A 25731-nucleotide genomic window follows, 5' to 3' on the forward strand; every position below is an offset into this window, starting at 1 on the left:
CGGCCTGTTTGAGGAAGCCGATGATCTGTTCCTCGGTGAATCTGCTCTTCTTCATGTCCGTCATTCTCCTGGTGGTTGACGGACTTCACGAACTTCAGACTGGTACGGCTGGTGGGGGGCAGGTCATTCCTTGCAGTTGCCGGGATTGATCGGTCCGTGAACCACCCGAAGCACATGCGCTGTTTGCGTGGCGTCGGCGCTTCCATCGATGGTCGAAAACGCGCCTTGCGCTGTGGAGGCCATTGCAGCGATTTGGTCACCTCCAAAGACGTTCAGCGCGACGATCTGCTGCAGTCGACCATTCCATAAAGTCGCACATTCCATGGCATCCCGTCGTTGGCGCAGGTGCTTGGTCAACGCAATCCAAAGCCCCATGCCCACACTCTCGAAGAACTGCTTGCGAGCCGCTTCTGCGCGCAACGGAAAGTGCTGCGTGTCGTTGACCGATAGGACCGCAATGGCACGGATGACCGCCAAACAGTCTCGCGTGGACCAAGTCGAAAGCTTTGCGTCCCGCTCAGCCTCCATCGCCAAGTCGATGCACTTGAGGAGTGTTTCAGCTACCGATGCGGGAACCAGAAGTTTGGGCGGCGCACTCGCCGAAGCCGTCTCTGCGAGCACAAGCCTGGGCAGCCCATAGTTGCCCAGCGACGTCGGCGCCACTTGCCATGCACCATGAGCGAGCGCCAGATCACTCATGGCCAACTGGACCATGGCGAACGCCTCAAGCAGATAGGCGTTTCGCGTGTTTCGGCCCATCTCGTGCAGCCACTCGTTGCGAAAATTCCGAACGCTGTCATCATCGAGCTCAAGGGCCTCGAGCTCTTCGAGGACCCTGATGGCAAGTTCTGAACGCCTGGGGCTCTCCACAGGGGATGAGAGCGCTCGTCTGATCAGGCGTCGAAACGCGCCGAATCGCCGAGGTGCGTTGTTCGTGTCCGTTGCGATGAGCAGCAACGGGTGGCGGAAGCCTCGTCCGCCAATGAGTGAAGAAGTGGGTCGAGCGTCGGTGCGCTCCTTGGCATCTGCAACCATGTTCGCCTCCAAAAAGGTGGAACGGTTGCGGTGCAGGTCCTGCGGTGTTGCAGGACGTTCGGAGAGCAACCCCCGAGTCGTGGGACAAAGCGCCCACGAAGTCAGGCTACGTCACGTTGCATCGCGAAGCAAGCTTCGAGTTCGAAGTGGCCGACGAACGCGAGCGGACGACGAATTTGCGCTATCGGATACTCCGTACACGACTTCGGATATGCCGCAAATTCTGAGAGCGCGAGACACTTGTTGTCGCTCCGTTCTTTTGCCCACCTCAGACGAGGCTGCGGGCGAATTCATCGACCGTCATCACCTCGGTGCCTGCCGCGCGCGCCCGGTCGAACAGGTCGTCGGCGAGTGATTCGAATCCGGGCACCGGGCTCATGCAGTCGCGAAGCAGGACCACCCGGGGCGTGGCCGCGGGCGTCCTCCTGCCCAGGAACCGCATGAACTGGTCGTAGCTGGCCGCCACGCAGTGGCTCGAGGCCTGGCCCGCGATCGCGATCACCTCGGCACCGTCGGCCAGTGCGGTGGCCAGCGTGGTGTTGAACTGCGTGGCCGGCACCGAGGCCACGGGCGCGTCGGCCTCGAACACACCGAAGTGCTCGCTCAGTGGGTATTCACCCTTGAGCACCTTGGTGACGGCGCGCTGGTGCGCCATTTCCCAGGCCGCGAGGCTGCGCGCCAGATCGCCCTGGATGTTGTGGCCCCAGGTGCCGGTGACGCAGTGCACCGGCCAGACCACCATGCCCGCCTTGCCGGCCGCGGCCAGTTGCTCGAGCATGCCGATCACCTGTTCGGTCAGGCGGGCGTCGCGCGGCCGGTAGGAGCCGGCTCGCACATCGTCCGCGGTGATGAAGCTGAACGGCGCCACGGGCTGTCCGTCCGGGCCGAGCCAGAAGGTGGTGCGCTCGACCGCCACGCTGGCGTGCGAGTCCAGCGTGACCGTGATGCCGCCGATGCGGCTTGCGTTCGAGTCAATGAGGCCGGCCAGGCGCTTGAGGTCTTCGTTGGCGCCGGCCACCGGCAGGGCGGCGCCCTCGATGTCGCAGAAGTCGTTCTGGGGATCGATGATGAGCAGTTGGGTGCGCATGGCAGTCACTCCTTGCTGGCAGGCGATTCGACCGATCGGAAGGTGCGCGGAAAGACCGCGGCGCGCTCGCGGTCGAGGATGCGATAGCCCATGGCCGCACGCCCCGCGTCGCCCGCGATCGAACCCGCCTCGAGCAGGAACTGCGCATCGAGCATGCGCTTGCGAAACGCGCTCTTGTCCATGGGGCGGCCGAGCACGATCTCGTAGGTGCGCTGCAACTGCGGCAGCGTGAAGGGCTCCTCCAGCAGGAAGGCCGGCAGCGAGGTGTACTCCACCTTGCCGCGCAGGCGCTCCACCGCCGCGGCCAGGATCTCCGCGTGGTCGAAGGCCAGGCGCTTGCGCAGGGCCGCGTTGACCTCGATCCACTCCGACGCCGCCGACGCCATCTCCTCGCTGTCGGCGGGCGGTGGGACCAGGGCGAAGTAGACATGGGTGGTGCACCACCCGCGGGGGTCGCGCGTCGCACTGCCCCAACTGCCCAGTTGTTCCAGGTAGGGCGCGCTGAACCCGGTCTTCTCGCCCAGCTTGCGCAGCGCACAGTCGGCCAGGCTGGCGTCCAGGTCCACGTTGACGAATCCGCCCGGCAGGGCCAGGCGGCCCGGGAATGGATCGGTGGCTGCCTCCGGGCGGCGCACCAGCAGCACCTTCAACTGCTCGTCGAGCACCGTGAAGATCACGACGTCGACGGTGACCAGCGGTCGCTCGAAGTCGGGTGCCGCAACGCGAGAAGGGGATCGTTGGCTGGCCATGCTTGACATCTCCGGTTTGAGTTGTACTATACAACCCATAAGAGTTGTACAGTACAACTCAATAAGGAGCCCCAAATGCTTGGCATCCGCTTCATCAAGTCGCAGCCCACCACCCACCTCATGCAGTTCCGCGGCGGCAAGCTCGTGCGCGAAGGGGCCGGGCTGTCCTTCTTCTACTACGCACCCACCACTTCCCTGGTCGCGGTGCCGATCGCCAGCCGCGACGCCGGCTTCATGCTGGACCTGGTGACCAGCGACTTCCAGGGCGTGACGGTGCAGGGCGAGCTCACCTACCGGGTGGGCGACCCGGGCCGCATCTACAAGTTGATGGACTTCTCGCTCGAGCCCGACGGCACCACCTACGCCTCGGAGGACCCGGAGCGCCTGCAGGACCGGGTGGTGATGCAGGTGCGCGCCATCGTGCAACAGGTGATCCAGGGCCTGTCGCTGCGCAACGCGCTCAAGGCCACGGCCGAGGTCGCGCGCGCCGTTCAGGAGCAACTGGGCCGCCAGCCCGAGGTGCAGGCGCTGGGGCTGGAGATCCTGGGGGTGGCGGTGGTGGCGATCAAGCCCACGCCCGACATCGCCCGCGCGCTGGAGGCCGAGGCGCGGGAGGCCAATCTCAAGGCGGCCGACGACGCCATCTCGCAGCGGCGCATGGCCGGCGTGCAGAACGAGCGGGCCATCCGCCAGAACGAGCTGGACACCGAGATCGCGGTGGAGGTGAAGAAGCGCGAGATCCAGGAGACACAGATGGAGGCCCGGGCCGCGGCCATGCGGCGCCAGAACGAGTTGCGCGCCGAGCAGATGGGCGCCGACATCGAGCTGGAGAACCAGCGCAAGGCCTTCGTGGCCAGCGAAGCCGAGAACACGCGCCAGGCGGCCGAGGCCCAGGCGCACAAGGTGCGCGCCGTGATGGACGCGCTGGAGAAGGCCGACCCCCGGGTGGTGCAGGCGCTGGCGGCCGTGGGCATGCAGCCGGGCCAGCTCATCGCCCAGGCCTTCGGCGGCATCGCCGAGCGGGCCGAGCGAATCGGGCAGCTCAACCTGTCGCCCGAGTTGCTCAACTCCCTGTTGGGCGCGGGCGGTGGGGCCGCGGCGTCGGCGGTCACGCGGAGGTCGGCGTGACCACCGCCGCCAGCGATCGGCGGGTGGTGCTGGTGACGCGGCGCACGCGGCTCGATACCCTCATCGCGCGCCACAACACGCTCGGGCAGGCGAGGTTCTATGTGGAGCACCTGGGGGCCGACTTCTCGGACTACCTCAAGGAGAACGAGGCCTACGCGGCCAGCCTGCGGGTGACGGTGCAGGCCCTGCAGGCCTGGGGGCGCTACCAGATCGTCGACCGTTCGCTGCTGGCCAACTTCGTCTTCGCGCCGAGCGACATCGTGGTGGCCCTGGGCCAGGACGGCCTGGTGGCCAACACCATGAAGTACCTCGAGGGCCAGCCGCTGGTGGGGCTCAACCCCGAGCCCTCGCGCTGGGACGGCGTGCTGCTGCCGTTCCAGCCGGCCGATCTCGCCGCCATCCTGCCGGGCGTGGCGGCGGACCGGCGCGACACCCGCACGGTGACCATGGCCGAGGCACGACTGAGCGACGGCCAGGTGCTGCGCGCGGTGAACGACCTGTTCGTCGGTCCGCGCAGCCACACCTCGGCGCTGTACGAGCTGTCGCACGGGTCGACCACCGAGTTCCAGTCCTCCTCGGGGTTGATCGTCTCCACCGGCCTGGGCTCCACCGCCTGGCTCAAAAGCATCGTCACCGGGTCGCTCGCGATCGCGCGCAGCCTGGGCGCCAGCACCGACGACGAGGACTACCAGCCCATGCCCTGGGAGGAGCGGGCCCTGGTGTTCGCGGTGCGCGAGCCGTTCCCCACGCGCACCTCTCAGGCCACGCTGGTGCACGGGCGGGTGCTGGCGGGCGCGCCGCTGCGGGTGCGCTCGCGCATGCCGGACAACGGGGTCATCTTCTCGGACGGCATGGAGGCCGACCACTTGCAATTCACTGCGGGGATGGAGGCGAGGATTGAGCCCTCGAGGACGACCGGCAAACTGGTGCTTTGAGCAGTGTTTGGGTATCGGTGTTGAGCAAATGAGGGTCTTGTCTAGTGGGGCAGAGATGGGCCCTCATCGGGGGAATCGAGGCGCATTGCCGTGCGGCTGCCTCAAGCCAAGCCGCATCATCGTGGCCTAGAAGTGACGCTGCAGATACCGAGCTTTGCAGCACCCAGGTATTCGGACTCGGCGAGATTTGTTGGCGCTTGTCAGTGGGCGCGCGCGCCAACGCCCGGCGCGCCGCTGATCTACTTCATTGCGCCTCGTGCCTTCACCCTCGAGGCCGGTAACCTGTTTCTGGACTCCAATGGCATCAATGTCGTCTCCGGCGCCTTGCTCGCGCCTTCGCGGCTGAGCTGTGCCACACGCCGGCGCAGTTGCTGGTGCAGACGCACTGGACGCAGGACCGCATCGCCAGCCGCAGCGGTTTCCGTTCGGTGGACGCGCTGCAGCGCGCGTTCGCGCGCCAGCACGCCGTCACGCCGCAGGCCTATCGCGACGGCGCGCGGCGCCACTGAGGCTGACACGCGCTGCTTCCATTACAGTAGCGCTGGCACCTGTCCGCGCTGACTGACCTTAGGGAGGCAAGAGCTGTCATGACAAGGAAGACAAACGATGCCGTGTGCCACCCGGTGCGGGGGCAGCGTCGCGATGGATCCTTGCGCCACCGGCGCTCGCGCCTGTCGACGGCGGTGCTGGCCCTGGTCTGCGCGACCCTGGGCGCCCCATGGCGCAATCGATCACGGCCATCGGTGACGTGAATCCGGCCCCTGTCTCGACGCCGACCTGGGACGTGCCGGGTGGCGAGATCTATGTCGGCGACACCGGCGGCGTGGGCACCTTGACCATCCAGGGCGGCGCCACGGCGAGCAGCGCGACCGGCGCGCTCGGCTACACCGGGGGCGACGGCACTGTCACCGTCACGGGCAGCGATGCCAGCGGCAGCGTGTCGAGTTGGACCATGCCGGGCGATCTGGCCGTCGGCGCGGGCGGCACGGCGTCCCTCTCCATCCTGAATGGCGGCCTGGTGAGCAACGCGTTCGGCAACATCGCCTCGGGCGGCGGCACGGCATCGGCCACCGTCTCGGGCGTTGACGTCCATGGCAACCGCTCGACCTGGATCAATGCCGTTACCCTCACCGTGGGCAATGCCGGCGCGGGCTCGCTGCTCATCGAGAACGGAGGCCTGGTGCGCAGTGTCCAGGGCGCCATTGGCGGCACCACCGGCGTGGGCCCGGGCGTTTCCAGCGGTACGGTCACGGTCAGGGGCAGCGACGGCAATGGCCGCGTCTCGACCTGGGAACTCGGCAACAACCTGTATGTGGGTTTTCTGGACCCTGGTGACTTGTTCGTTGAAGACGGCGGTGCGATCACGGGCCACACCGCCTACATCGGTTACCAGGTGGGCGGCAACGGCACGGCCACGGTGTCGGGGCAAGACGCCGTCAGTGGGCGCGCGTCGAGCTTCGATTTCTCCGCGCAACTGAACGTCGGCTACGAGGGCACCGGCGAACTGACCATCGAAGACAGCGGCACGGTGCGAACGTCACTGGCCCGCATCGCCGTTCAGGCCGGCTCCACCGGCACGCTGCACCTCAACGGCAATGCGCTCGCGCGCGGCGTACTTGAAACCGACGTGGTGATCCGGGGCGACGGCGCCGCCACGCTCGACCTCAACGGCGGCATCCTGCGGGTGACCTGGGACGAGTCGGACTTTCTGCGCGGCTTCACCACACTGGCCGGGGGCGCTGAGGGCGTGTGGCTCGACACGAACAACCATGCGGTGGGCATCGGCACCGCCTTCACCGGCGCGGCCAGCTTCAACAAGCTCGGCCTGGGGGCGCTGACGATGTCCGGTCTCAGCACCTACGCGGGCGCCACCACCATCACCGCCGGCACCTTGCGCGCCGGCGTGGCCAACGCCTTCAGCGCGGCCTCCGCGCACACGGTGGCGGCCGGCGCCACGCTCGACACGGCGGGCCTGGACCAGACCGTGGCCAGCCTGGACAACGCGGGCACCGTCGCGCTGCTGGGCGCCGCGCCGGGCAGCCGGCTGACGGTGAGCGGCGCCTACGTGGGCCACAACGCGCTGCTGAGGATCGGCACCGCCTTGGGCGACAGCAGCAGCGTCAGCGACCGCCTGGTGCTCGATGGCGCCGGTGCCAGCGCCAGCGGCACCACCACCGTGCAGGTCACCAACCTCGGCGGCCTGGGCGCGTTGACCACGGGCGACGGCATCGAGGTCATCAGCGCCATCAACGGCGCCACCACCACGGCCCAGACCACCCGAGACGCCTTCCGGCTCGCGGGTGATCACGTCGACGCAGGCGCCTACGAGTACCGCCTGTACGCGGCGGACGCCAACGGCGCGGGGGAGAACTGGTTCCTGCGCTCCAGCGCGCTGGCGGCCGATGCCGCCACGCCCGCCTACCGCGTGGAGGTGCCGCTGTTCGCCGCGCTGCCCGAGCAACTGCGCCTGGGGAACGCCGTGATGCTGGGCAACTGGCACCAGCGCATCGGCGATGGCATCGCCCGCGGCGCCGAGCGTCAGACCTGGGCGCGCATCATCAGCGCGGAGCGCACCATCAGCCCCAGTTCGTGGTCAAGGTGGCGCAGCAATTTTGGGGGCACGACCCGCACACTGTTCAAGGACCGGCCGCTCATGAGCGCGAAGCCGATCTGCAGTGCCAAGCCCAGCTTGAGGCTGCCGCTGCGCCATCGCGCCAGCAACTAGTGCTCGGTGCACTGCAGCTGAAAAACGCCTGCAACTCGAACTCGCTGAGTTCGCACGCGATGTCGCGCAGGCACAGGTAAGACGTTTGCAAGCCTTGCATGGCCGCGCTCCTCGACGATTTGGGGGCCGAAAACGATTCGCTGCGGCGAAGTGAACAGCAATGTTCGAACAATCAATGACTTACCGACCACCCCCCCGCGTCAGTACTGGAGAGTTATACGTCACTTTTTGCACTGAAATCAAAAGGACCCCTTGATCGGAACCTTCGCATCTGCCGACCGGCCTCGCGCGGTGGCTGCCCAGATTCAGCCAATCGAACAGACCTATCGTCCGTGCGAAATCCTCGCCATGCTGCCCGGAGCGATGTGGCGCATGGAGTATCGAAGTCGCGCACTCGTTGACATCATGATTGCTAGCCTGAGATTGGAGAGTAGCGCGACCTTCACGACTTCAGTGCATACCATGCGACGCCGTCTCCACTCACGGCGCATTCCACGGCGCTTTCCGCGATGAGGTAGTTCATGCAAGCCACGGCCTCGCCCGTGGCGAGACTCAGTTGCTGTCCATCCTGCGCCCCTATGGCGCGGTGAAAGAGGGCGGGGAACACGTCCACGATCCGTTGCGGCCCGTTGCATAGCGATTGGCGCAGCCGCTCCAGCGCCTGGTCCTGGCTGGCCCTGAGCGAGTCCAGGCGTTGGTGCAGCCCGTAGAAGGGCTCGTTGTGGGAGGGCAACACCAGCACATCGGCGGGCACCTCCCGCGCCAGCTTGTCCAGCGACTCGTACCACTCCTTGAGCGGATTGGCCTGAGGTTCGGTGGCGAACACCGATACGTTCGACGAGATTCGCGGCAGCACTTGGTCGCCCGCGATCAGCAAATTCAGGTTGTGGCAGTACAGGCAGGCATGCTCCGGCGAATGGCCGCCGGTGGTGATGACCCGCCAGTCGTGCGGGCCCAATGGCACCAGATCGCAATCCTGCAGGCGCCGGAAGCTCTCGGGTAGCGCGTGGATGTGCTTGCCGAAGCTGCCAAAGCGGCTGCGGTAGCCTTCGATGGCCGCTTCCGACCAGCCGGCGCGGCGGTGGAACAGCACGCCGTCGGGCGGCGCCTCGCGATTCGTGTCGGCATGCATCACGCGGCAACTCAGGTATTCCAGCCGGCTCATGTGCAATGGTATGCCTGCACGGCGCGTGAACCAGCCGGCCAATCCGATGTGGTCGGGGTGCATGTGCGTGGCGTACACCCCCTGCAGGGGGCGCGCCAGCGGACCCTGCGCCATGAGGGCCAACCAGTCGGCCACGGTGGCGGGATCGTTCAGGCCGGTGTCCACCAGCACCCAGCCATCGCGCGTGTCGATGGTCCAGACGTTGATGTGGTCGAGCCGGAATGGCATCGACAGGCGGATCCAGCGCACGCCGGGGGCGAGTTCGACCGTGTGGCGCGGCGCGGGCGGCTCGAACGGGTAGGTCAGCGCAGCAGTGTCGGGCTTCGTCATGGTGCAAGGTCAGATGCCGGTGAGCCCGCCCGTGCACAGCAGGGTCTGGCCGCTCACGTAGTCAGACTCAGGAATGCAGAACAGGTAGGCCGCGCCGGCGGCCTCCTCGGGCGTGCCGGCCCGGCCCAGCGGGATGCTGCGCTCAAGCATGGCCATCAGGTCCGGGTTCACGCCCACCTTGATCGCGCGTCCATCGACCTGGATGGCGGCGCCGGCATCGGTGGTGGCCTCGGTCATGCGGGTCCCGATGAGGCCGTAGGCCACGCAGTTGACCGTGGTGTTCAGGCGACCCCACTCCTTGGCCAGCGTCATGGTCAGGCCCACGATGCCGGCCTTGGCGGCAGAGTAGTTGACCTGCCCCACGTTGCCGAAGACACCCGCGACCGAGGAGATGTTGACCACCTTGCGCACCACGCGGCGGCCGGCCTCGGCGTCGGTCCGGCTCAGCGCCCGGATCACCGGCTGCGCCGCCCGCAGAATGCGGAACGGCGCGGTCAGGTGCACGTCGATCATCGCGTGCCATTGCTCGTCGGTCATCTTCTGGATGACGTTGTCCCAGGTGTAGCCTGCGTTGTTCACAAGAATGTCCAGCCCGCCGAACGCGCTGGTGGCCGTGCCGATCAGCCGGTCCGCGAAATCTGCGTCCGCCACGCTGCCGCAGCAGGCCACCGCCTCGCCGCCCAGCGCGATGATTTCCTCGCGCACGGCCATGGCGGGCTCGTTGTCGAGGTCGTTGAGGACGAGCCGGGCGCCTTCGCTCGCGAGCTTGAGGGCCATCGCCCGGCCGATGCCCCGGCCCGATCCGGTGACCACGGCCACCTTGCCCCGCAATTTTTCCGACATGGTGTGCTTCTGTGTTTACCGGGCGGTTGCCGCCTCGGCGTCGTAGGCGTCAACGCTGCCTTGCTGGCGCAGGACGGCGCGCTGGATCTTTCCGGTCGCCGTCTTCGGCAAGCTGTCCATCTGGCGCAAGTAACGCGGCTTGGCAAAGCGCGGCAGCTGAGCGCTGGCCTGGCGGACGATGTCCGCCATGTCCAGCACCGCGCCTTCGCGGGGCACCAGGGCCAGCATCACCTCATCCTCCCCGCCCGCGCCCTGCGCCGGAACGGCGTAGGCCGCCACTTCGTGGATACCCGGCAACTGGCCCACCACGGCCTCGACTTCTGTGGCCGAGATGTTCTCGCCACGTCGGCGAATGCAGTCCTTGATGCGGTCCACGAAGGTAATGAGCCCCTGCGCGTCCCGCGTGCCGGCGTCGCCCGTGTGAAACCAGAGGTTGCGCCATGCCTCGACCGTTTTCGCCGGGACGTTCAAGTAGCCCGCCATGAAGCCGAAGGGCACCTTGGGCCGCACCAGGATTTCGCCCACCTGCCCGACCGGCACGGGTACGTCGGTCTCTGGGTCGGCGATGCAGATCTCGAATCGGTCCTCGTGCGCCCAGCCGGCCGCGTTCGGCGCCGGCTGCCCGATGCGTCCCCAGATGGGAATGCCGACCTCGGTCATGCCGAACCCGGACAGGACGTCCTTCACGCCGAAGCGCTCGCGGAACACGGCTTCGTGCTGGGCGGGGTTGGGTGCGCTCAGGCTGGCGCGCAAGCGGTGGTTGCGGTCCTGCTCCGTGGGCGGCTGATTGATGACGAACATGGCTGTGGTGCCGAGGTGGTTGGTCAGCGTGGCACCGGATTCCCGGATGTCGGCCAGCCAAGTGCTGGCGCTGAAGCGCTGCTTCAGGAAGGCCGGGATGCCCGCCAGCACCGTGGCCCCCAGTTGCAGGAACAGGCCGTTGGCATGGAACAGGGGCAGGCAGATGTAGTACTTGTCGGTTTCGGTGATTTCCAGGCTGCGTATCGACCCCAGCCCAAGCAGTGCGCAGTGGCAGTGCGGCATCAGCACGCCCTTGCTCGGCCCGGTGGTGCCGGAGGTGTACATGATGCAGAAGATGTCCTCGGGCCTCGGCGCGGGGCCCTCCCAAGGCGCGCAGGCGTTGCTGTCCGTCCAGGCCACCTGGCGCAAGTGCTCGGGCACGGCGGCGGGCGCATCGCCCACCACGATCAGGGTGCGCAGGTGGGGCAGTTCCTCCGCCAGGATGGCGATGTGTTCGACCAGCGATGCGTCCACCACTATGGTGGCCAGTTGGCAGTCGTTCAACTGGTGACGAAGGAATGAGGAGCGCAGCTCGGTGTTGAGCATCACCGCTGTGGCCCGCAGGTAGCCGATGCCGAACGTGGTCGCCACCATGGCGCAGCTGTTGAACATGAAGACGCCGACGCGCTCCTCAGGCTGCACGCCCAGTTGGTGTAGGAAGCCGGCAAACCGCTGGCTGCTCGCGAAGGCCTGCTCCGCAGTGAGGGTGCTGCCCCGGCTGTCCTCCAGCCAGGGCGCGCCAGGGTGGCTGGTGGCCCATTCGCGCAGGGCATCGGTCAGCGTGCATGCGTGGGGTTCGTGGATACGGCTGTACATGGGTCTCTTTCTCCATTCCTTGGAATATCGATGTGGGGCAGGCTCAGACTTCCAGGTTCTTGAGCCAGGGAACGTGGGCCAGCGCCTCCGAGGGAACTGGCTCCAGCACCGATCCCATCAGGCCGTTCCAGCGGTTGAACCATCCGACCATGGCCACGCAGGACACGATCTCGACGACTTCCTCCTCGGTGAAGACCTGCCGGGCCTGCCCGATGGCCTGGGCTGGTTCGCGCACCGGCAGGGTGCCGCCCGCGGTGGCGATGGCCAGCGCCTTGCGCTCCTGCCCGGTGTACCGGGGATCGTCCAAGTAGGACGGCAGCGCGGCCAGCTTGTCCCAACCGATGCCCAGGTGGTGGGCGGCATGGACGAGGTGTGTCGTCGTATAGCGGCAACGCGCGCCGCGCGCGGCTTCCGCGGCGACCAGGAAGCGCAGTGGCTCCGTGAGCAGGCCGTCGCCGCGCAGCGTCACGCCTAGCAGCTTGAGCAGCGCGGGCACCACGCCGGGCTTGCGCGCCATGGTCAGCAGCGCATTCGGGCGATAGCCGACGAAATCCACCAACTCTTCCAGCACGGGGTCTTGGGAGCGGGGGTCGTTTTCATGCAGGGGCACGATGCGCGCGGCGGTGTGGACGTTCATGGGCATGCCTTGACTTGAGATTTTTGTGAACACGGAGCGGTCACGCCGCCGCGCCCGTCGTGATGAGACCCTCGACGTGGGCGCGCTGCGCATCCAACTCCTGGGCCGTGCCGGACCAGGCGACCTGGCCGTGGTCCAGCACGTACTGACGGTGGGCCAGCTTCATCGGCACCTTGAGGTTCTGTTCCACCAGCACGATGCCGGTGCCCTGGCGATGGACCTCGCTGAACACCCGGACCAGCTGGGCTACGATGACCGGCGCCAGCCCCTCGGTGGGTTCGTCGAGCAGCAGCATGCGCGGGTTGCCCAGCAGGGCGCGCCCGATCGACAGCATCTGCTGCTCGCCGCCGGAAAGCTGGTCACCGCCAAAGTTCAGCCGCTCCCGCAACCGCGGGAACACGTCCAGCACCCGATCGAGGGTCCAGTGCCCCGGCTGGTGGGCCAGCGCGCCCATCTTCAGGTTCTCCAGCACCGAAAGGTTGGGGAAGATGCGGCGCGTGTCCGGCACCAGCGCCACGCCGAGCTTGGCGATGGCTTCCACGCCCAGGCCCGAAATGTCCTGCTCACCCAGCAGGCGCCGGCCGGCCACCAGCGGCATCAGGCCGATCAGGGCTTTCAGCAAGGTGGTCTTGCCCGCGCCGTTGCGCCCGACGATGGCGACGATCTCATGAAAATCGATCCGCACTGAGATTTCTTCCAGCGCCAGGGCCTGGCCGTACTTGATACTGGCTTTTTCGAGTTCGATCACTGCGCGTCCTCCCCGAGGTAAATCGAGCGCACCGATTCGTTCCGGCGGATAGCCTCGGGAGAGCCGCACGCAATGACCGAGCCGTTGCTCATGACCACAATTTCGTGGGAAAGCGACATCACCACGTCCATGTTGTGCTCGATCAGCAGCACCGTCCTCCCCTGCGCGGCCTTACGGATCAGGGCCAGTGCGGCCTGGATCTCATGGTGGCCGATGCCGGCCAGTGGCTCGTCCAGCAGCAGGATTTTGGGGTCGGGCAGCAGGGTCACGCCCAGCTCCAGCGAGCGCTGCAGGCCGTAGGGCAGCGTACCCGCGATGTCGTCGCGGTGGGCCGTCAGCCCCGTCAGCTCCAAAATGGCATCCAGTTGCTCGCGGAATTGCCGGTCAAAGTGGCGGCTCATCCAAAAGGGCTGGAACCCCGGCCTGCGCGACTGAGCCGCGACCATCAGGTTCTCCGCCACCGTCATCTCGCCGAAGATCTTGATGATCTGGAAGCTGCGCCCGATGCCCATGCGGGCCCGCTCGTGGGCTGGGCGCTGGCTGATGTCCCGGCCGCCGCAGTAAACCTTGCCGGAATGGCGCATCTGCCGCCCGGCGAGCACATTCAGCAGCGTCGTCTTGCCCGCGCCGTTGGGCCCGATCAGGCCGTAGATGCGGCCCTCCTGGAACTCATGGCTGACGTCGTTGACCGCCTTCAGGGCGCCGTAGCTGACGGTCACGCCCTCGCATCGCAGTGCCGCCTGGCTCATCGGGGACTTCTCCGCCGGTTCTTCTGGTACACCGCAAAGCCCTTCTCCAGTTCGCCGACGATGCCCCGCGGGAAGAATATGGTCGTGAGGATGAACACCAGGCCCAGCACGCCGTACCAGTACTCGGTCCAACTGCTCAGCCACTCCTTGAGCACCTCGAAGGCGATCACGCCGACAGTGGCGCCCCATAGCGAGCCGGAGCCGCCCAGCAGGGTCATGATGATCACGTCCCCAGAGGTCGTCCAGTGCAGCATCTGCGGGTTCATGTACATCAGCAGCGAGGCCAGCAGAGCCCCCGCCAGGCCGCTCAGGCCACCCGAGATCACGAAGGTGATCTGCTTGTATCGATTGACGTTGAAGCCCAGTTGGTCGGCGCGGGTCTCGTTGCCGCGGATCGCCGCGATCACGCGGCCGAACGGCGAGCTGCGCAGCGAGATCACCGCCAACATGACTAGGGCATACACGCCCAGCACGAACCAGTAGTAGTGGACGGGGTCGTAGAAGTCGATGCCCAGGAAACCCGGCCGCTCCACGCCCGAGATGCCGTCCGACCCGCCGGTGAAGCCGCGCAGCTTGCTGTCCGCCAGGATGAAGATCAACTGGGACAACGCCAGGGTCACCAGCGCGAAGAAAATGCCGGACACCCGCAGCGCAAAGAAGCTGAACAGCAAGGCGAACGCGGCCCCCACGATGATGGCCAGGCCGACGCCAGCGGAGAAGGGCAACCCGTACTTCTGCGTCGCCAGGGCCACGGCATAGCCGCCCACCCCGAGGAAGGTGGCGTGCCCGAACGACACCATGCCCAGCGCGCCGAAGACGAAGTCAAAGCCGACGGCGAAGATCGCCCAGATGGCCGCCAGGGTGACCAGTTGGATCAGCGCCTCCCCTGGGTGAAGGAAGGGCAGCAAGATGCCCGCCGCGGCCAGCAGCAGGCCAAAGCAGATGTCGAATCTGGTGAGTTTCATGCCGTCCTCGCCGTCCGGTAGAACAGGCCCTGCGGCCGCGTCAAAAGGGTGCCAATCAGCAGCACGAAGGTCATGATGTCCACCCAGCCGGGCAGGTACACATAGCCCAGCGCACGCACCATGCCGATCAGCATGGACGCGGCAATCGCCCCCCGGATGTTCCCGAGGCCGCCCAGGATCACGACGATGAAGCAGTCGATGATGGTGTTGGTCGCCATGCCCAATTCGATGGGGAACAGCGGCGCAGCAATTGCGCCCGCCAAGCCCGACAGGCCACAACCTGTGGCGAAGACCGCCATGCGGATCGTGCCCACCGGCAGGCCCAGGATGCGCACCATTTCCGCGTCGCTGCTGGCGGCCCGCACGAGCATGCCGAAGGTGCTTTTCTCCAGCACCAGGTACAGGCCCGCCGAGACAAGTGCGCCGAACCCGATCACGAACAGCCGGTACATCGGGATCGTGCTGCCCAGCATGTCCACGGTGCCGTTCCACAGCTGCGGAATCGCTACTTCCTGGTAGCCAGGACCCCAGACGAATCGCACCAGGTCGCTCAGGATCAGGATCAGACCGAAGGTCAGGATCAACTGGTAGAAGTGCGGGCGCTCGTAGAGCGGGCGCAGCGTCAGCTTCTCGATCACCGCGCCCGCCAGCGCGGTGAAGAACGTGGCAGCCAGCACCCCCATGAGAAACGAGCCCGTTCGCCGCCCCGTTTCATACGAGACGTAGGCGCCCAACATGTAGATGGCACCGTGGGCGAAGTTGATCACGCCCAGCATGCCGAAGATGAGCGTCAGACCCGCCGCCAACAGGAAGAGCAGCATGCCCAGGCTCAAGCCAATCACGATAGTTGACATAGTGATTCACCAAGTGCGGGGGGCCGGGGCGGCGCCCCGCAACAGCCCTCAGCTCTTGCAGGCCTCGAACAGCTTCTCTTCGGGGAAGACCTTGGTGATTTTCATCGTCAGGAGGGGGGCCGGCGGGGTGCCCTGCACCACCTCGCCCCAGAAGCCCGGCTGCAAGGCCTGGTGGTCGCAGGCGCGCATGGTCTTCTTGCCCTCCACGGAGTTCTCGCGGACGCTGGTGGCGAAGGCGTCCACCCACTTTTCCTTGTCCCAGGAGCCAGTCTTTTCCACCGTGTCCAGCCACCAGGCCATGCCGTCGTAGGCTTCCCCGGCCGTCATGCTGGGAGAGACGCCGAACTTCTTGCGGTAGGCTTCGACGAACTTGCGGTTGGCGGCGGTGTCGATGGTGTGGTCATAGCGCAAGCCGGAATTGACGCCCAGCGAGGCCGGCCCAGCGGCCGCTGCCATGGTTTCATCGGCAACCACAGGTCCGAAAAGCACCTTGCTCTTGCCCAGGTTCACCTGGCCCGCCTGTTTGAGTAGGGTGACCACGTCCGAACCCGTCAGCATCAGCAGCACGCCGTCGGCGTCGGACTTGGCGATCTTGTCCACGATCGACGAGTAGTCGCGGTTGCCCAGGGGCGGAAAGTCCTCGCCCACGATCTGTACACCGGTGGACCCGACCTGGCTCTTGATCCACTCATAGCCGTCGCGGGTGGCTTGGTAATCGGCGGTGACGGCGTAGATCTTCTTGAGCTTCTTGTCCTGCATGTACACCAGCGCCATGCGGTTTTCCATGCCCAGGTTGTTCGACGTGCGGAAGGTGTAGCGGGAGCCGCCAGGCACGGTGATTTTGTCGTCCGCCGAAATGGTGACGAGGTGGGGAACCTTGCGCTGCTTGGTCAGGTTCATGACGGCGAGCGTGGAGGCGGAGCTGAGCGCGCCGAAGATCATGTGCGAGCCCTCGGAGATCAGCTTGGTGGCCTTCTGCACGGCCGGCTGGGGCTTGGTCTCATCGTCCTCCCAGGTGATTTCGATGGGGACGCCCAGCACCTTGCCACCGCGCTCCTCGACAGCGACCTGCGCGCCTCGACGCATGTCCTCGCCCAGCAGCCCGTAGGGGCCGGACAGCGACAGCACGCCACCGATCTTGAACTTTTCCGGCTTGGTCTGGGCGTACCCGTTGGACACCAACCCCATGGCCGCCGCCGCGGCGACCACCATGCTCTTCTTGAACCATTTCGCAACGCTACCCATGATCTGTCTCCTGTCGTTGGTCACCATGAATTCCAGGTCAGCCGATGCCGGCGAAAATGCCGCCATCAACCATGATTTCAGCGGAAGTGACGTACTTGGATTCGTCACTCGCCAGCCACAGGGCCGTGTAGGCCACGTCCCATGCCTCTCCCATGCGGCCCATGGGACGCTGCCGGTCCCGCTTGGCCAGCGTTTCTTCCAGCGAGGCCTCCTGATATCCGTCCGCCAAGGCCAGTGAAGGTTGCCGAACCATGGGCGTATTCATCAGGTCGGGCATCAGCACGTTCGAGCGGATGCCTCGCTCAGCCTGCGCGCCCGTACAGGGTTACCACGGTGACGCCACCCAGGCCCGCGTTGTGCTGCAGGGCGAATCGCGCACCCTCAACCTGGCGTTCTTCGGCGCTACCGCGGATCTGGTGGGTCAGCTCGTAACACTGCGCCAGGCCGGTCGCGCCCAGCGGATGGCCTTTGGACAGCAACCCGCCCGAGGGGTTGACGACGACCGCGCCGCCATAGGTGTTGCCGTTGGCCTCGACGAAGGCCTGGGCCTCTCCGACGGGGCAGAACCCCAAGCCCTCGTAGCTGAGCAGCTCGTTCTGCGCGAAGCAGTCGTGCAGTTCGCACACGTCGATGTCCTGCGGCCCCACGCCCGCCGCCTTGTAGACCTGGTGGGCGGCCTCGCGCGTCATGTCGAAGCCCACGACGGAAATCCCCGACTTCTCGTCGAACGTGCCGGGACGGTCGGACACCAGCGACTGCGCCAGCACCTGGACGTTGGTGCCCAGCCCCATCTTCTGCGCGAACTTCTTGCTGACAAATACCGCCGCCGCGGCGCCGCAGGTTGGCGGGCAGGCCATCAGGCGGGTCATGGTGCCGGGCACCAGGGACGAGCTAGCCATCACTTCTTCCTCCGTCACCTCCTTGCGGAACAGCGCCAGCGGATTGCGCGCGGCATGGCGGCTCGCCTTGGCGCGGATCTTGGCGAAGGTTTCCAGCGAGGTGCCGTACCGGTCCATGTGCTCGCGGCCCGCCGCGGCGAAGTAGCGGATCGCCATGGGCAGCTCCGGATGGCCGAACACTTCGTCCATGACCCCGTTGAAGCGATCAAGCGGGTCGGGCCGGTCATCCCAATAGTTCTTCAGGGCACCGGAAGGCATCTGCTCGAAGCCCACCGCGAGGGCGCAGTCGACCGAGCCGTTGGCCACTGCCTTGCGCGCCAGGTACAGCGCAGTGGAGCCGGAGGCGCAATTGTTGTTGACGTTGATCACCGGCACGCCGGTCATGCCGACTTCATAGACAGCGCGCTGGCCGCTGGCCGAGTCGCCATAGACATAACCCGCATAGACGTCCTGCACGTCGGAGTAGGCGAGGCCGGCGTCCTGCAGCGCCTGGCGGATCGCCTGCGCGGCCATTTCCGGATACGGCAGGTTGTCTCCGGGTTTCTTGAAAGGGGTCATGCCGACACCGGCGACGAGAACGGGTTCTGACATTGCGATACCTCCGGGTTGATTCATCAAAACGTACGTTGAATCGAAGCGCACCGCACAATCCGCATGCTGTCCGCAACAGCGGGAAGGACGTTGTGCATGCTTTTCAGTGGGTACTATTTCGCATAAATTGGTACCATTAGATGCCCTTCATCGGTACCATGTCAAATGATTTGGTACCGAATTTGACTGGTGAAAACCCTTATGAGAAAGAATCTCACCGACGACGACTTCATGGATGCGTTGACCGATCTGCTGCTCGCGGAGGGCATCAACGGCCTGACGGTGGGCGAGATCGCCGCACGGCTGCACTGTTCGCGGCGGCGCCTCTACGACGTTGCGCAGACGAAGGAAGAGATCTTCTGCGCGGCGGCTGAGCACTTCTTCAACCGCATCCTGGGCCAGAGCGAAGCGCTGGTCGGCCGTGAGCAGGATCTGACAGCGGCGCTCGCCGCCTACCTCAACGTAGGTGTTCAGGCGGCCGGCCGGATCGGCGTCCAGTTCCTGAAGGATCTGGAATACTCCGCGACCGCCAGGAGCATCTTCGACCGCTACCAACAGGCGCGCACCATGAGGCTGTCCCAACTGATCGACGAGGGAGTGCAGCAGGGCGTGTTCGCGCCCTGCCACGGGTTGGTGGTGTCCGAACTCATCCTGGGCGCCGCGCTGAGGCTGCGCCGCCCGGCCTTCCTCGCCCAGGCCAACCTGACCATCGAGGAGGCCTTTCAGGAGTTCTACCGGGTATTGCTGGGTGGACTTCTGATCGACTCAGCCACTCCGAAAGTGACTCAGGATGGCACGCGGACAGGCCGGACTACCGCGCGGCGCACATTCGCAAAGAAAGATGTTGGTGCTGACGAGGTCGGCGCGATGTTGATGGCCGCCTGGAACCGCGATTAGTACTACAGCCGTAGCGATATCCGCTGCGGTGATGGTCTTCGAGAAGCAGGCGTTCATACCCGTCTGCAGATCTTCGGACGTCGTAGCCGTTCTGATCGTTCATCGTCTGCTCATCTTTCAGAGCTGGTCGTCCGACAATGCCAACGTGCTGGCCGCTCCATTGATCACGATGTCGCGCAGCGCGGAAGCCTCCACTAGGACGTGCGTCGCGTAGTGACTGGCCGTGATGCGCTTGGCACTCAGGAAGCCCGCATCGCCAGCGCCCGCCGCCAGTTGCGCCGTCGCGGCCTCAGCCATGCGCGCCGACAGCCAGCCCCCGATCACGGTGCCCGCCAGTCGAAGGAAGGGTACTGCGCCTGCGGCACAATCCTGCGACTGCGCATCACTGTGGACGAGCAGCCAATCAGCGCTTTCCTCCAGGGCATGAGCTGTTTTCATCAGCGCATCCCCGATTGGCTCGAGTTCCGGGTCGCGCGCATCCATCAGCCGGCGCGCATCGCTGTCGATACGAGCCAGTAACGCCTTCAGCGTGCGCCCACCCTCGCGCGCCAGCTTGCGGCCAATCAGGTCGTTGGCCTGGATGCCCGTGGTGCCTTCATAGATCGTCGTGATGCGGGCGTCGCGGAAGTACTGCGCAGCACCGGTTTCCTCGACGTAGCCCATGCCGCCATGGATCTGCACGCCGTCGGAGGTGATGCCCTGCGCGCTGTCAGTGCACCAGCCTTTGACCACTGGCGTCAGCAGGCCGACAAGGGCCTGTGCCTGCGCGCGCTCCTGGGTGTCGGGGTGACCGGCGGCACGGTCCATCTGGCCGGCGCAGAAATAGGCCAGCGCGCGCATCGCCTCGGTTCGCGCCTTCATGTCCATCAGCATGCGCCGCACGTCGGGGTGGCCGGCGATGGTGCCGCTGACGGCCAGCGCCGGCTTGCCCTGCACGCGCTCGAGCGCATAGGCCCGAGCATGCTGGTAGGCGCGCTCGGAAACGCCCACGCCCTCCAGCCCCACATTCAACCGCGCGTGGTTCATCATCGTGAACATGCAGGCCAGCCCCTGGTGCGGCTCACCGACGAGATAGCCGATGGCGCCCCCGCGCTCGCCGAAGCTCATGGACGCCGTGGGGCTGCCATGGATGCCCAGCTTGTGCTCGATCGAAGTGCAGGAAAGGTCATTGCGTTCACCCAGGGAGCCGTCGCCGTTGACCAGGAATTTCGGGCACAGGAACAGCGAGATGCCTTTGACGCCCGGCGGCGCATCGGGCAGGCGAGCGAGCACCAGGTGCACGATGTTCTCGGCCATGTCGTGCTCTCCCCAGGTGATGAAGATCTTGTTGCCGCTGATGCGGTAGTGATCCCCCTCGGGTACGGCGCGGCTGCGCAGCGCGGCCAGATCGGATCCGGCCTGCGGTTCGGTGAGATTCATGGTACCGGTCCAGCGACCTGCGATCATCGGCTCGAGAAAGCGCTGCTTGAGGGCGCCGCTGCCGTGGTGGGCGATCGCCTCCACGGCACCGAGCGTGAGCATCTGGCAGAGGCTGAAGGCCAGGTTGGACGACTTCCACATCTCCAGCACGGCGGTGGACACCAGCGTCGGCAGGCCTTGGCCGCCCCATTCGGTGGAGGCCGGCATGCCGATCCAGCCGTTCTCGCAGAAGCTGGACCAGGCTTCGCGAAATCCATCGGCAGACGTGACCTCGCCATCGTTCCAGCGCGCGCCCTGCACGTCGCCCGGACGATTCAGCGGATCCAGCACGCCAGCGGCATAGTTGGCAGCCTCCCGCAAAATTGCCTCGACCAATTCAGGCGTGGTCTCCTCATGGCCGGGCTGGGCGCAGATCGCCTCCAGGCCTCCCACTTCTTTCATCGTGAACAGCATGTCGCGCAAAGGCGCGGTGTAAACGGACATCGCTTACTCCTTGTATCCCCGCACTAGGAGTGCTTCCGATCGACCAGCAAGGGGGCATCAACGGCCAGATCGTCGGCTGATATCCATTCGATAGCGTCCAGCTTCAAACGGGTGCGTTGCTTGAAGATCTCGTGAAGAGCCTTCTCGGCCATTGCCGCCTCTCCGCCTGGGTTCAAGACGCCACGCAAGGTGATCGTTTCGCGATGCTGCTGGCTCGTGACCACCACTTGAGCTCGCTGGATAGGCGGAACCTGCGCCAACACCTCCTCGACGTTGCGCGGATAGATGAAGATTTCCCGGGCCTTTACACCCTGTCCGACCCGGCCTTCCAGAAGGTTGATGTGGCTGACGAAACCATCCGCTGAGGCGGCGCGTCCGCTGGCCACGTCGCCGGTGCCAAACCGCACGAGTGGCCAGCCACGGTTCATGGTGGTGACCACGATTTCACCGGTTTCACCCAAGGGCAGGGGAACGCCGGTTTGCGGGTCGCAGATCTGGACCAACCTTTCCGGTTGCACGGTGTAGCCTTCCTCGTCCGCTTCTTCGTAGCCGATGAGGCCGAAGTCACCGGTGGCGTATGCGGAGAAGATCTTGATGCCGTACCGGCTCTCGAGCGCGCGTCGCTTGCCCATCCAGTCGCCCATCTCCCCGCCGAGGAACGCCGACTTGAGCTTCCAGGCGCACGGCAGCGCGTGTCCCATGTTCTCCAGGGTCCGGATCAGTGTGAGAAAGAAGGCGGTGGAGGCACAGATGCAGGTGATGCCCAGTTCCAGGATCAGCTGGGCCTGCTGCTCGGCGCCACCTGGGCCGCAGGGGACGACGGTGGCGCCTGTGGCGGCGATGCCCTGATCGAGCAGCACGCCGGCGGGCACCAGGTGGTACGACCAGGTGTTCAGCACTCGGTCCTGCGGGCCGAGGCCTGCGCGCTGGAAGCAGTGGGCGAAACCGTGGCCGTCCTGGTCGTCCACCAACTGGGGTTCGTAGATGGGGCCGGGTGACACGAAGATGCGCTGGATCGCCGCTTCATCGACTGTCAGGAAGCCGCCAAAGGGCGGCGCCCGGCGTTGGCGCTCCAGTAGCGCGTCCTTGCTCGTGACGGGCAGGCGCGCCAGGTCCGCCGCGCTGCGGATGTCCTGTGGCGTCATGCGCGCGCGCTCGTAGATCTCGCGGATGGCGGGCGCCCGCTCGAAGGCGTGCTGCTGCGCCGCGCGCAGCGCGCCGAGACGATCGGATGGGAGGGAATGCGTCATGGCCCGGCGCTCCCTTACTGGCCGGTGAACCGCGGTGAGCGCTTCTCTTCGAAGGCCAGCAAGCCCTCGCGCAGATCGGCGCTGTGCGCATGCACCTCCGAGGCGAGCAGCTCTAGGCGCAGCGCGGTCTCGATGGGTTGTTGCAGGCCGTCGTCGACCAGCGCTTTCATGCGCCTCAGGCCCAGCGGGCTCTTGGCGGCAATCTTGTCCACGAGCGCCTGGGTGGCCGTTTCCAGTTCACCAGGGGCCACCACCTGGTTAACCAGGCCGGCCTCCATCAGTTCTTCCGCAGTGAGGAAGTCGCCGGTGAACAGCAGGTACTTGGCGCGTGTGGCCCCGATGATGCGGGGCAGGCGCACCGACCCCCCTCCACCAGGCAGCAAACCGTAGTTGGCGTGGGCATCGCCGATCTTGGCGCCGCGAACGGCGAGCACCAGGTCGCAGCAGAGCACCAGCTCGAGGCCGCCCGCCAGGGCCAGCCCGTTGAGTGCGGCGATCACCGGCTTGGGGAAACTGTCCAGCCGGTTCATCGTGGCCAGCACGGTGTCGAGGAAGCGGCGCGGGCCGTCCAGATCCAGATCCGATTGCGACCGAACGTACTTGAGGTCGGCCCCGGCGCAAAAAGCCCGGCCCGTGCCGGTGAGAACCACCGCGCGCACGTCTGGGTTCTTCTCGGCGTCGTTCAAGGCCTGATCGAGGCCGCCGAGCACTTCGGGCGTAAGGGCGTTCATCGCGTCCGGCCGGTTCAGGCGGATCCACATCGCACCTTGGCGGACTTCCGCGGCAACAGCGGCGGGCGGCATCGTTTCCATTTCCTGGGCTTGGTTCTTCATGGGCGGATTCTGCGATTCAAGGGTCGGTTTGGCTCTCAGGGGATTCCATTACTGCATGGTCGTTCAATTTACTTTACAGTAAAAATGATCAACAGAAAGGTCGACATGAATCCACCGATTGCATCGCAGGGATCTCCGCTGAAGGGGATCAGGATCGTTGAGTTCGAGGGCATCGGCCCGGGGCCGCTGGCCGGCCTGTTTCTGGCGCAGCTGGGCGCGGATGTCACGGTCGTGGCTCGTCCGGGTCCTGGCGCTTTGCCGAAGGACATGACGCCGCGCGAGGACGGCTTGCTGTCGCGTGGCAAGCGTCGGGTGGTTCTGAACCTGAAGCAGGAAAACGACAGGGACCGCGCGTTGGAGATCGTCGCGGCCAGCGATGGCTTGATCGAGGGCAACCGGCCGGGTGTCATGGAACGCCTAGGCCTGGGGCCCGGCGTCTGCGGGCGCTTGAACCCGCGCCTGGTATATGGGCGCATGACCGGCTGGGGACAGGACGGACCGCTGGCCCAGGCCGCCGGCCACGACATGAACTACGTGGCGCTCACGGGCCTGATGGCGCTGACGGAGCGCCCCGGCCACCCGCCCATATTGCCTCCCACGGTGCTCGGCGATGCGGCGGGCGCACTGGGCTTCTCGCTGGGCATGGTGTCGGGCCTGCTGGCCGCCAGGACGAGCGGGCAGGGCTGCGTGGTGGATGGCGCCATCGTGGATGTGCTGGCCATGCTGTCGCCGCTGGTACAGCTCGTCAGCGCCGCGGGCGGCTTCGATGCAGGCGTGCCGAGTGTGTTCCATGACTCGCCCTTCTACGACCGCTACCTCTGCGCCGATGGTCGCTACGTCACCGTGGGAGCGATCGAGCCACCGTTCTACGCACTGCTGCTGGAGCGGCTCGGGCTGAGCGACGTGGTGCTGTCCGAGCAGATGGACCGGTCCGCTTGGCCTGCATTGAAGGCGCGCATGGCGGCGCTCTTTGCATCGCGGCCCAGTGCGCACTGGACGCAGTTGCTGGAAGGCACAGACGCCTGCTACGCGCCGGTCTTGAACATGGCCGAGGCGGCCAGGCACCCTCACAACGTGGCGCGTGGCCTCTACCACGTGACACCGGCGGGCGATGTCGAGACCGTCAGAGGGCTGCGCTTCGCCGCGCTGGCGGACCGCGCCACCAGGGCCTGATCAGCCTCGGGATTTCCCTAGGCGGCTTGCGTGAATTTGACTATATAGTAAATCACTTTTATTTATAGTAGATTGGCGCTGATGCGGCGCCAACCATCGATCCAGTACAGGAGAAGCGCGTTGGAAGACATCTACGTCGTTGGTGTGGGGATGACCCCGTTTGGCCGGCATCTGAACAAGGACATCAAGCAGCTGACGCGCGAGGCCACTGAGGCGGCGTTGCTGGACGCCGGGATCCGGCGGGAGGACTTGCAGGCAGCCTTCTTCGGCAACACCTCGCAGGGCCACATGGATGGTCAGCACATGATCCGCGGGCAGATCGCCCTGCGTGCCATGGGGATCGGCCGCATTCCGGTGGTCAACGTAGAAAACGCCTGCGCCAGCGGCTCGTCCGCGTTCGTGCTGGCGTGCAACCACGTCCGCTCCGGTGCCGGCGAGGTGGCTCTGGCCATCGGTTCGGAGAAGATGTTCACCGCGGACAAGCAGAAGATGTTCTCGGTCTTCGACAGCGCCTGGGATCTGTCGAGGGCAGGCGAGATTCGCGAAAACCTGATGCTGCTCGGGCGCGACGTGGTGGTGCCGGAGGGCTCCACTTCGCCCAAGCCCTACAGCGTGTTCATGGATGTGTACGCGGCCTTCGCCCGTTCCCACATGCGCAGCTTCGGCACTACGCAGCGCCAGCTGGCGGCCGTCTCGGCCAAGAACCACGCGCATTCGGTGCACAACCCGCTGTCGCAGTACCAAGTGGCCTACAGCATCGAAGACGTGCTGGGCGCCCCGCCCATCACCTACCCTTTGACGCTGCCGATGTGCTCGCCGGTGTCGGATGGCGCCGCTGCGGTCATCGTGTGTAGCCGGTCCGCGCTCCAGCGGCTGGGCATCGACACGCGCCGGGCGATCCGGGTGCTGGCAGCCCTCGTTCAAAGCGGCTCGGACCGCAGCGAGGACGACCATGCCAGCCATTGCACCGCACTGGCGGCCCGCCGGGCGTACGAACTGGCCGGTGTGGGGCCGGACGACATCTCCGTGGCCGAAGTCCACGATGCCACGGCCATGGGCGAAATCATCCAGTCCGAAAACCTGGGCTTCTGCGAGTTCGGCCAGGGCGGTGTGATCGCCGAGCGGGGCGACACCCGCATCGGTGGGCGCATTCCCATCAACCCCTCTGGCGGCCTGGAGTCCAAGGGGCATCCGGTCGGCGCGACGGGGCTGGCACAGGTGCACGAGCTGGTGACTCAACTGCGCGCGGAAGCCGGTACCCGGCAGGTAGAAGGCGCGCGCATCGCCCTGGCAGAAAACGGCGGGGGCCTCGAGGGCATCGAGGAAGCCGTGGCCTGCATCACCATCCTGGCGCGTTGAGCGCCCTACCCAAAG

Annotated in this window: 23 protein-coding genes and 1 pseudogene; 7 read left to right on the forward strand and 17 right to left on the reverse strand. The window is 66.1% G+C overall.

All coding sequences use genetic code 11. The annotated features are described in order from the left end of the window. Positions 1-123: 123 nt before the first annotated feature. From BHU06_RS22605 to BHU06_RS18810, 3 genes are all read right to left on the reverse strand, one after another. On the reverse strand, positions 124-1104 hold the full coding sequence (locus tag BHU06_RS22605; protein WP_139147117.1) for a hypothetical protein: 981 nt from the start codon (positions 1102-1104) through the stop codon (positions 124-126). Between the two features lie 199 nt (positions 1105-1303). Then, positions 1304-2122, reverse strand: coding sequence for an isochorismatase family protein (locus BHU06_RS18805; RefSeq protein WP_070400754.1), 819 nt, complete (start codon positions 2120-2122; stop codon positions 1304-1306). Positions 2123-2127: 5 nt separating this feature from the next. Continuing rightward, entirely contained in the window at positions 2128-2871 is a 744-nt protein-coding gene (locus BHU06_RS18810) for an NUDIX domain-containing protein (protein WP_070400755.1), read from the reverse strand. A gap of 75 nt (positions 2872-2946) precedes the next feature. Between BHU06_RS18810 and BHU06_RS18815 the strand changes: the two genes are divergently transcribed. The 4 genes and pseudogenes from BHU06_RS18815 (at position 2947) to BHU06_RS18825 (ending at position 7659) form a co-directional block, all read left to right on the forward strand. Beyond that, the gene (locus BHU06_RS18815; protein ID WP_070400756.1) at positions 2947-3999 is read left to right on the forward strand and encodes an SPFH domain-containing protein; all 1053 of its coding nucleotides are present in this window, start codon (positions 2947-2949) and stop codon (positions 3997-3999) included. Next, positions 3996-4934, forward strand: coding sequence for a sugar kinase (locus BHU06_RS18820; protein ID WP_070400757.1), 939 nt, complete (start codon positions 3996-3998; stop codon positions 4932-4934). Before BHU06_RS18815 ends, BHU06_RS18820 begins: the two co-directional genes overlap by 4 nt. 362 nt (positions 4935-5296) lie before the next feature. Then, a pseudogene (locus BHU06_RS22610) lies at positions 5297-5443 on the forward strand (AraC family transcriptional regulator); the annotation flags it as partial. A 209-nt stretch (positions 5444-5652) separates the two neighbouring features. Then, on the forward strand, positions 5653-7659 hold the full coding sequence (locus BHU06_RS18825) for an autotransporter-associated beta strand repeat-containing protein (RefSeq protein ID WP_070400758.1): 2007 nt from the start codon (positions 5653-5655) through the stop codon (positions 7657-7659). Positions 7660-8101: 442 nt separating this feature from the next. On the opposite strand, the gene BHU06_RS18830 is transcribed toward BHU06_RS18825, so the two are convergent. From BHU06_RS18830 to BHU06_RS18880, 11 genes are read right to left on the reverse strand one after another with little or no spacing between them, the layout of a single operon-like run. Then, positions 8102-9154, reverse strand: a complete 1053-nt coding sequence (locus BHU06_RS18830) for an MBL fold metallo-hydrolase (protein WP_070400759.1) — start codon at positions 9152-9154, stop codon at positions 8102-8104. A 9-nt stretch (positions 9155-9163) separates the two neighbouring features. Beyond that, positions 9164-9997, reverse strand: a complete 834-nt coding sequence (locus tag BHU06_RS18835) for an SDR family NAD(P)-dependent oxidoreductase (protein WP_070400760.1) — start codon at positions 9995-9997, stop codon at positions 9164-9166. 15 nt (positions 9998-10012) lie between these two features. Next, a complete protein-coding gene (locus BHU06_RS18840; protein ID WP_070400761.1) occupies positions 10013-11614 on the reverse strand; it encodes an AMP-binding protein in 1602 nt (533 codons plus the stop codon). Positions 11615-11657: 43 nt separating this feature from the next. Continuing rightward, positions 11658-12251, reverse strand: a complete 594-nt coding sequence (locus tag BHU06_RS18845) for a carboxymuconolactone decarboxylase family protein (protein WP_070400762.1) — start codon at positions 12249-12251, stop codon at positions 11658-11660. A gap of 40 nt (positions 12252-12291) precedes the next feature. Beyond that, positions 12292-12999, reverse strand: coding sequence for an ABC transporter ATP-binding protein (locus BHU06_RS18850; protein ID WP_070400763.1), 708 nt, complete (start codon positions 12997-12999; stop codon positions 12292-12294). Then, on the reverse strand, positions 12996-13748 hold the full coding sequence (locus BHU06_RS18855) for an ABC transporter ATP-binding protein (RefSeq protein WP_070400764.1): 753 nt from the start codon (positions 13746-13748) through the stop codon (positions 12996-12998). The genes BHU06_RS18850 and BHU06_RS18855 overlap by 4 nt, the downstream gene beginning before the upstream one ends. Continuing rightward, positions 13745-14713: a branched-chain amino acid ABC transporter permease gene (locus BHU06_RS18860; protein ID WP_070400765.1), complete on the reverse strand. Its 969-nt coding sequence runs from the start codon at positions 14711-14713 to the stop codon at positions 13745-13747. Before BHU06_RS18860 ends, BHU06_RS18855 begins: the two co-directional genes overlap by 4 nt. Continuing rightward, positions 14710-15567 carry a branched-chain amino acid ABC transporter permease gene (locus BHU06_RS18865; RefSeq protein WP_070400766.1) on the reverse strand — a complete coding sequence of 286 codons (858 nt, stop codon included), beginning with the start codon at positions 15565-15567 and terminating at the stop codon, positions 14710-14712. The genes BHU06_RS18860 and BHU06_RS18865 overlap by 4 nt, the downstream gene beginning before the upstream one ends. Before the next feature lie 48 nt (positions 15568-15615). Continuing rightward, positions 15616-16878, reverse strand: a complete 1263-nt coding sequence (locus tag BHU06_RS18870) for an ABC transporter substrate-binding protein (RefSeq protein ID WP_245980922.1) — start codon at positions 16876-16878, stop codon at positions 15616-15618. Next, positions 16850-17089, reverse strand: a complete 240-nt coding sequence (locus BHU06_RS18875; protein ID WP_070400768.1) for an SDR family oxidoreductase — start codon at positions 17087-17089, stop codon at positions 16850-16852. Before BHU06_RS18875 ends, BHU06_RS18870 begins: the two co-directional genes overlap by 29 nt. Positions 17090-17114: 25 nt before the next feature. After that, a complete protein-coding gene (locus tag BHU06_RS18880; protein WP_070400769.1) occupies positions 17115-18302 on the reverse strand; it encodes a lipid-transfer protein in 1188 nt (395 codons plus the stop codon). 201 nt (positions 18303-18503) lie between these two features. On the opposite strand from BHU06_RS18880, the gene BHU06_RS18885 reads away from it, so the two are divergent. Next, positions 18504-19199, forward strand: coding sequence for a TetR/AcrR family transcriptional regulator (locus BHU06_RS18885; protein ID WP_070400770.1), 696 nt, complete (start codon positions 18504-18506; stop codon positions 19197-19199). Between the two features lie 117 nt (positions 19200-19316). Here BHU06_RS18885 and BHU06_RS18890 read toward each other — a convergent pair whose 3' ends face one another. From BHU06_RS18890 to BHU06_RS18900, 3 genes are read right to left on the reverse strand one after another with little or no spacing between them, the layout of a single operon-like run. Then, positions 19317-21101 carry an acyl-CoA dehydrogenase gene (locus BHU06_RS18890; protein WP_070400771.1) on the reverse strand — a complete coding sequence of 595 codons (1785 nt, stop codon included), beginning with the start codon at positions 21099-21101 and terminating at the stop codon, positions 19317-19319. Positions 21102-21124: 23 nt separating this feature from the next. Further along, complete coding sequence (locus BHU06_RS18895) at positions 21125-22351, reverse strand: phenylacetate--CoA ligase family protein (protein ID WP_070400772.1); 1227 nt, start codon at positions 22349-22351, stop codon at positions 21125-21127. A gap of 14 nt (positions 22352-22365) precedes the next feature. After that, on the reverse strand, positions 22366-23154 hold the full coding sequence (locus tag BHU06_RS18900) for an enoyl-CoA hydratase/isomerase family protein (protein ID WP_083293315.1): 789 nt from the start codon (positions 23152-23154) through the stop codon (positions 22366-22368). A 135-nt stretch (positions 23155-23289) separates the two neighbouring features. Between BHU06_RS18900 and BHU06_RS18905 the strand changes: the two genes are divergently transcribed. Beyond that, the gene (locus BHU06_RS18905) at positions 23290-24357 is read left to right on the forward strand and encodes a CaiB/BaiF CoA-transferase family protein (RefSeq protein WP_070400773.1); all 1068 of its coding nucleotides are present in this window, start codon (positions 23290-23292) and stop codon (positions 24355-24357) included. A 120-nt stretch (positions 24358-24477) separates the two neighbouring features. After that, a complete protein-coding gene (locus tag BHU06_RS18910; RefSeq protein ID WP_070400774.1) occupies positions 24478-25716 on the forward strand; it encodes a thiolase family protein in 1239 nt (412 codons plus the stop codon). Positions 25717-25731: the final 15 nt, after the last annotated feature.

It is taken from the genome of Hydrogenophaga sp. PML113, assembly GCF_001777155.1.
Classification (GTDB): domain Bacteria; phylum Pseudomonadota; class Gammaproteobacteria; order Burkholderiales; family Burkholderiaceae_C; genus Hydrogenophaga; species Hydrogenophaga borbori.

Bases quoted from the DNA above. Each gene is read 5' to 3' on its own strand.
- BHU06_RS18805 (WP_070400754.1), bottom strand. From the start codon at position 2,122: ATGCGCACCCAACTGCTCATCATCGATCCCCAGAACGACTTCTGCGAC.
- BHU06_RS18810 (WP_070400755.1), bottom strand. From the start codon at position 2,871: ATGGCCAGCCAACGATCCCCTTCTCGCGTTGCGGCACCCGACTTCGAG.
- BHU06_RS18815 (WP_070400756.1), top strand. From the start codon at position 2,947: ATGCTTGGCATCCGCTTCATCAAGTCGCAGCCCACCACCCACCTCATG.
- BHU06_RS18825 (WP_070400758.1), top strand. From the start codon at position 5,653: ATGGCGCAATCGATCACGGCCATCGGTGACGTGAATCCGGCCCCTGTC.
- BHU06_RS18830 (WP_070400759.1), bottom strand. From the start codon at position 9,154: ATGACGAAGCCCGACACTGCTGCGCTGACCTACCCGTTCGAGCCGCCC.
- BHU06_RS18835 (WP_070400760.1), bottom strand. From the start codon at position 9,997: ATGTCGGAAAAATTGCGGGGCAAGGTGGCCGTGGTCACCGGATCGGGC.
- BHU06_RS18840 (WP_070400761.1), bottom strand. From the start codon at position 11,614: ATGTACAGCCGTATCCACGAACCCCACGCATGCACGCTGACCGATGCC.
- BHU06_RS18845 (WP_070400762.1), bottom strand. From the start codon at position 12,251: ATGAACGTCCACACCGCCGCGCGCATCGTGCCCCTGCATGAAAACGAC.
- BHU06_RS18855 (WP_070400764.1), bottom strand. From the start codon at position 13,748: ATGAGCCAGGCGGCACTGCGATGCGAGGGCGTGACCGTCAGCTACGGC.
- BHU06_RS18860 (WP_070400765.1), bottom strand. From the start codon at position 14,713: ATGAAACTCACCAGATTCGACATCTGCTTTGGCCTGCTGCTGGCCGCG.
- BHU06_RS18865 (WP_070400766.1), bottom strand. From the start codon at position 15,567: ATGTCAACTATCGTGATTGGCTTGAGCCTGGGCATGCTGCTCTTCCTG.
- BHU06_RS18870 (WP_245980922.1), bottom strand. From the start codon at position 16,878: ATGGCGGCATTTTCGCCGGCATCGGCTGACCTGGAATTCATGGTGACC.
- BHU06_RS18875 (WP_070400768.1), bottom strand. From the start codon at position 17,089: ATGCCCGACCTGATGAATACGCCCATGGTTCGGCAACCTTCACTGGCC.
- BHU06_RS18880 (WP_070400769.1), bottom strand. From the start codon at position 18,302: ATGTCAGAACCCGTTCTCGTCGCCGGTGTCGGCATGACCCCTTTCAAG.
- BHU06_RS18885 (WP_070400770.1), top strand. From the start codon at position 18,504: ATGAGAAAGAATCTCACCGACGACGACTTCATGGATGCGTTGACCGAT.
- BHU06_RS18890 (WP_070400771.1), bottom strand. From the start codon at position 21,101: ATGTCCGTTTACACCGCGCCTTTGCGCGACATGCTGTTCACGATGAAA.
- BHU06_RS18895 (WP_070400772.1), bottom strand. From the start codon at position 22,351: ATGACGCATTCCCTCCCATCCGATCGTCTCGGCGCGCTGCGCGCGGCG.
- BHU06_RS18900 (WP_083293315.1), bottom strand. From the start codon at position 23,154: ATGCCGCCCGCCGCTGTTGCCGCGGAAGTCCGCCAAGGTGCGATGTGG.
- BHU06_RS18905 (WP_070400773.1), top strand. From the start codon at position 23,290: ATGAATCCACCGATTGCATCGCAGGGATCTCCGCTGAAGGGGATCAGG.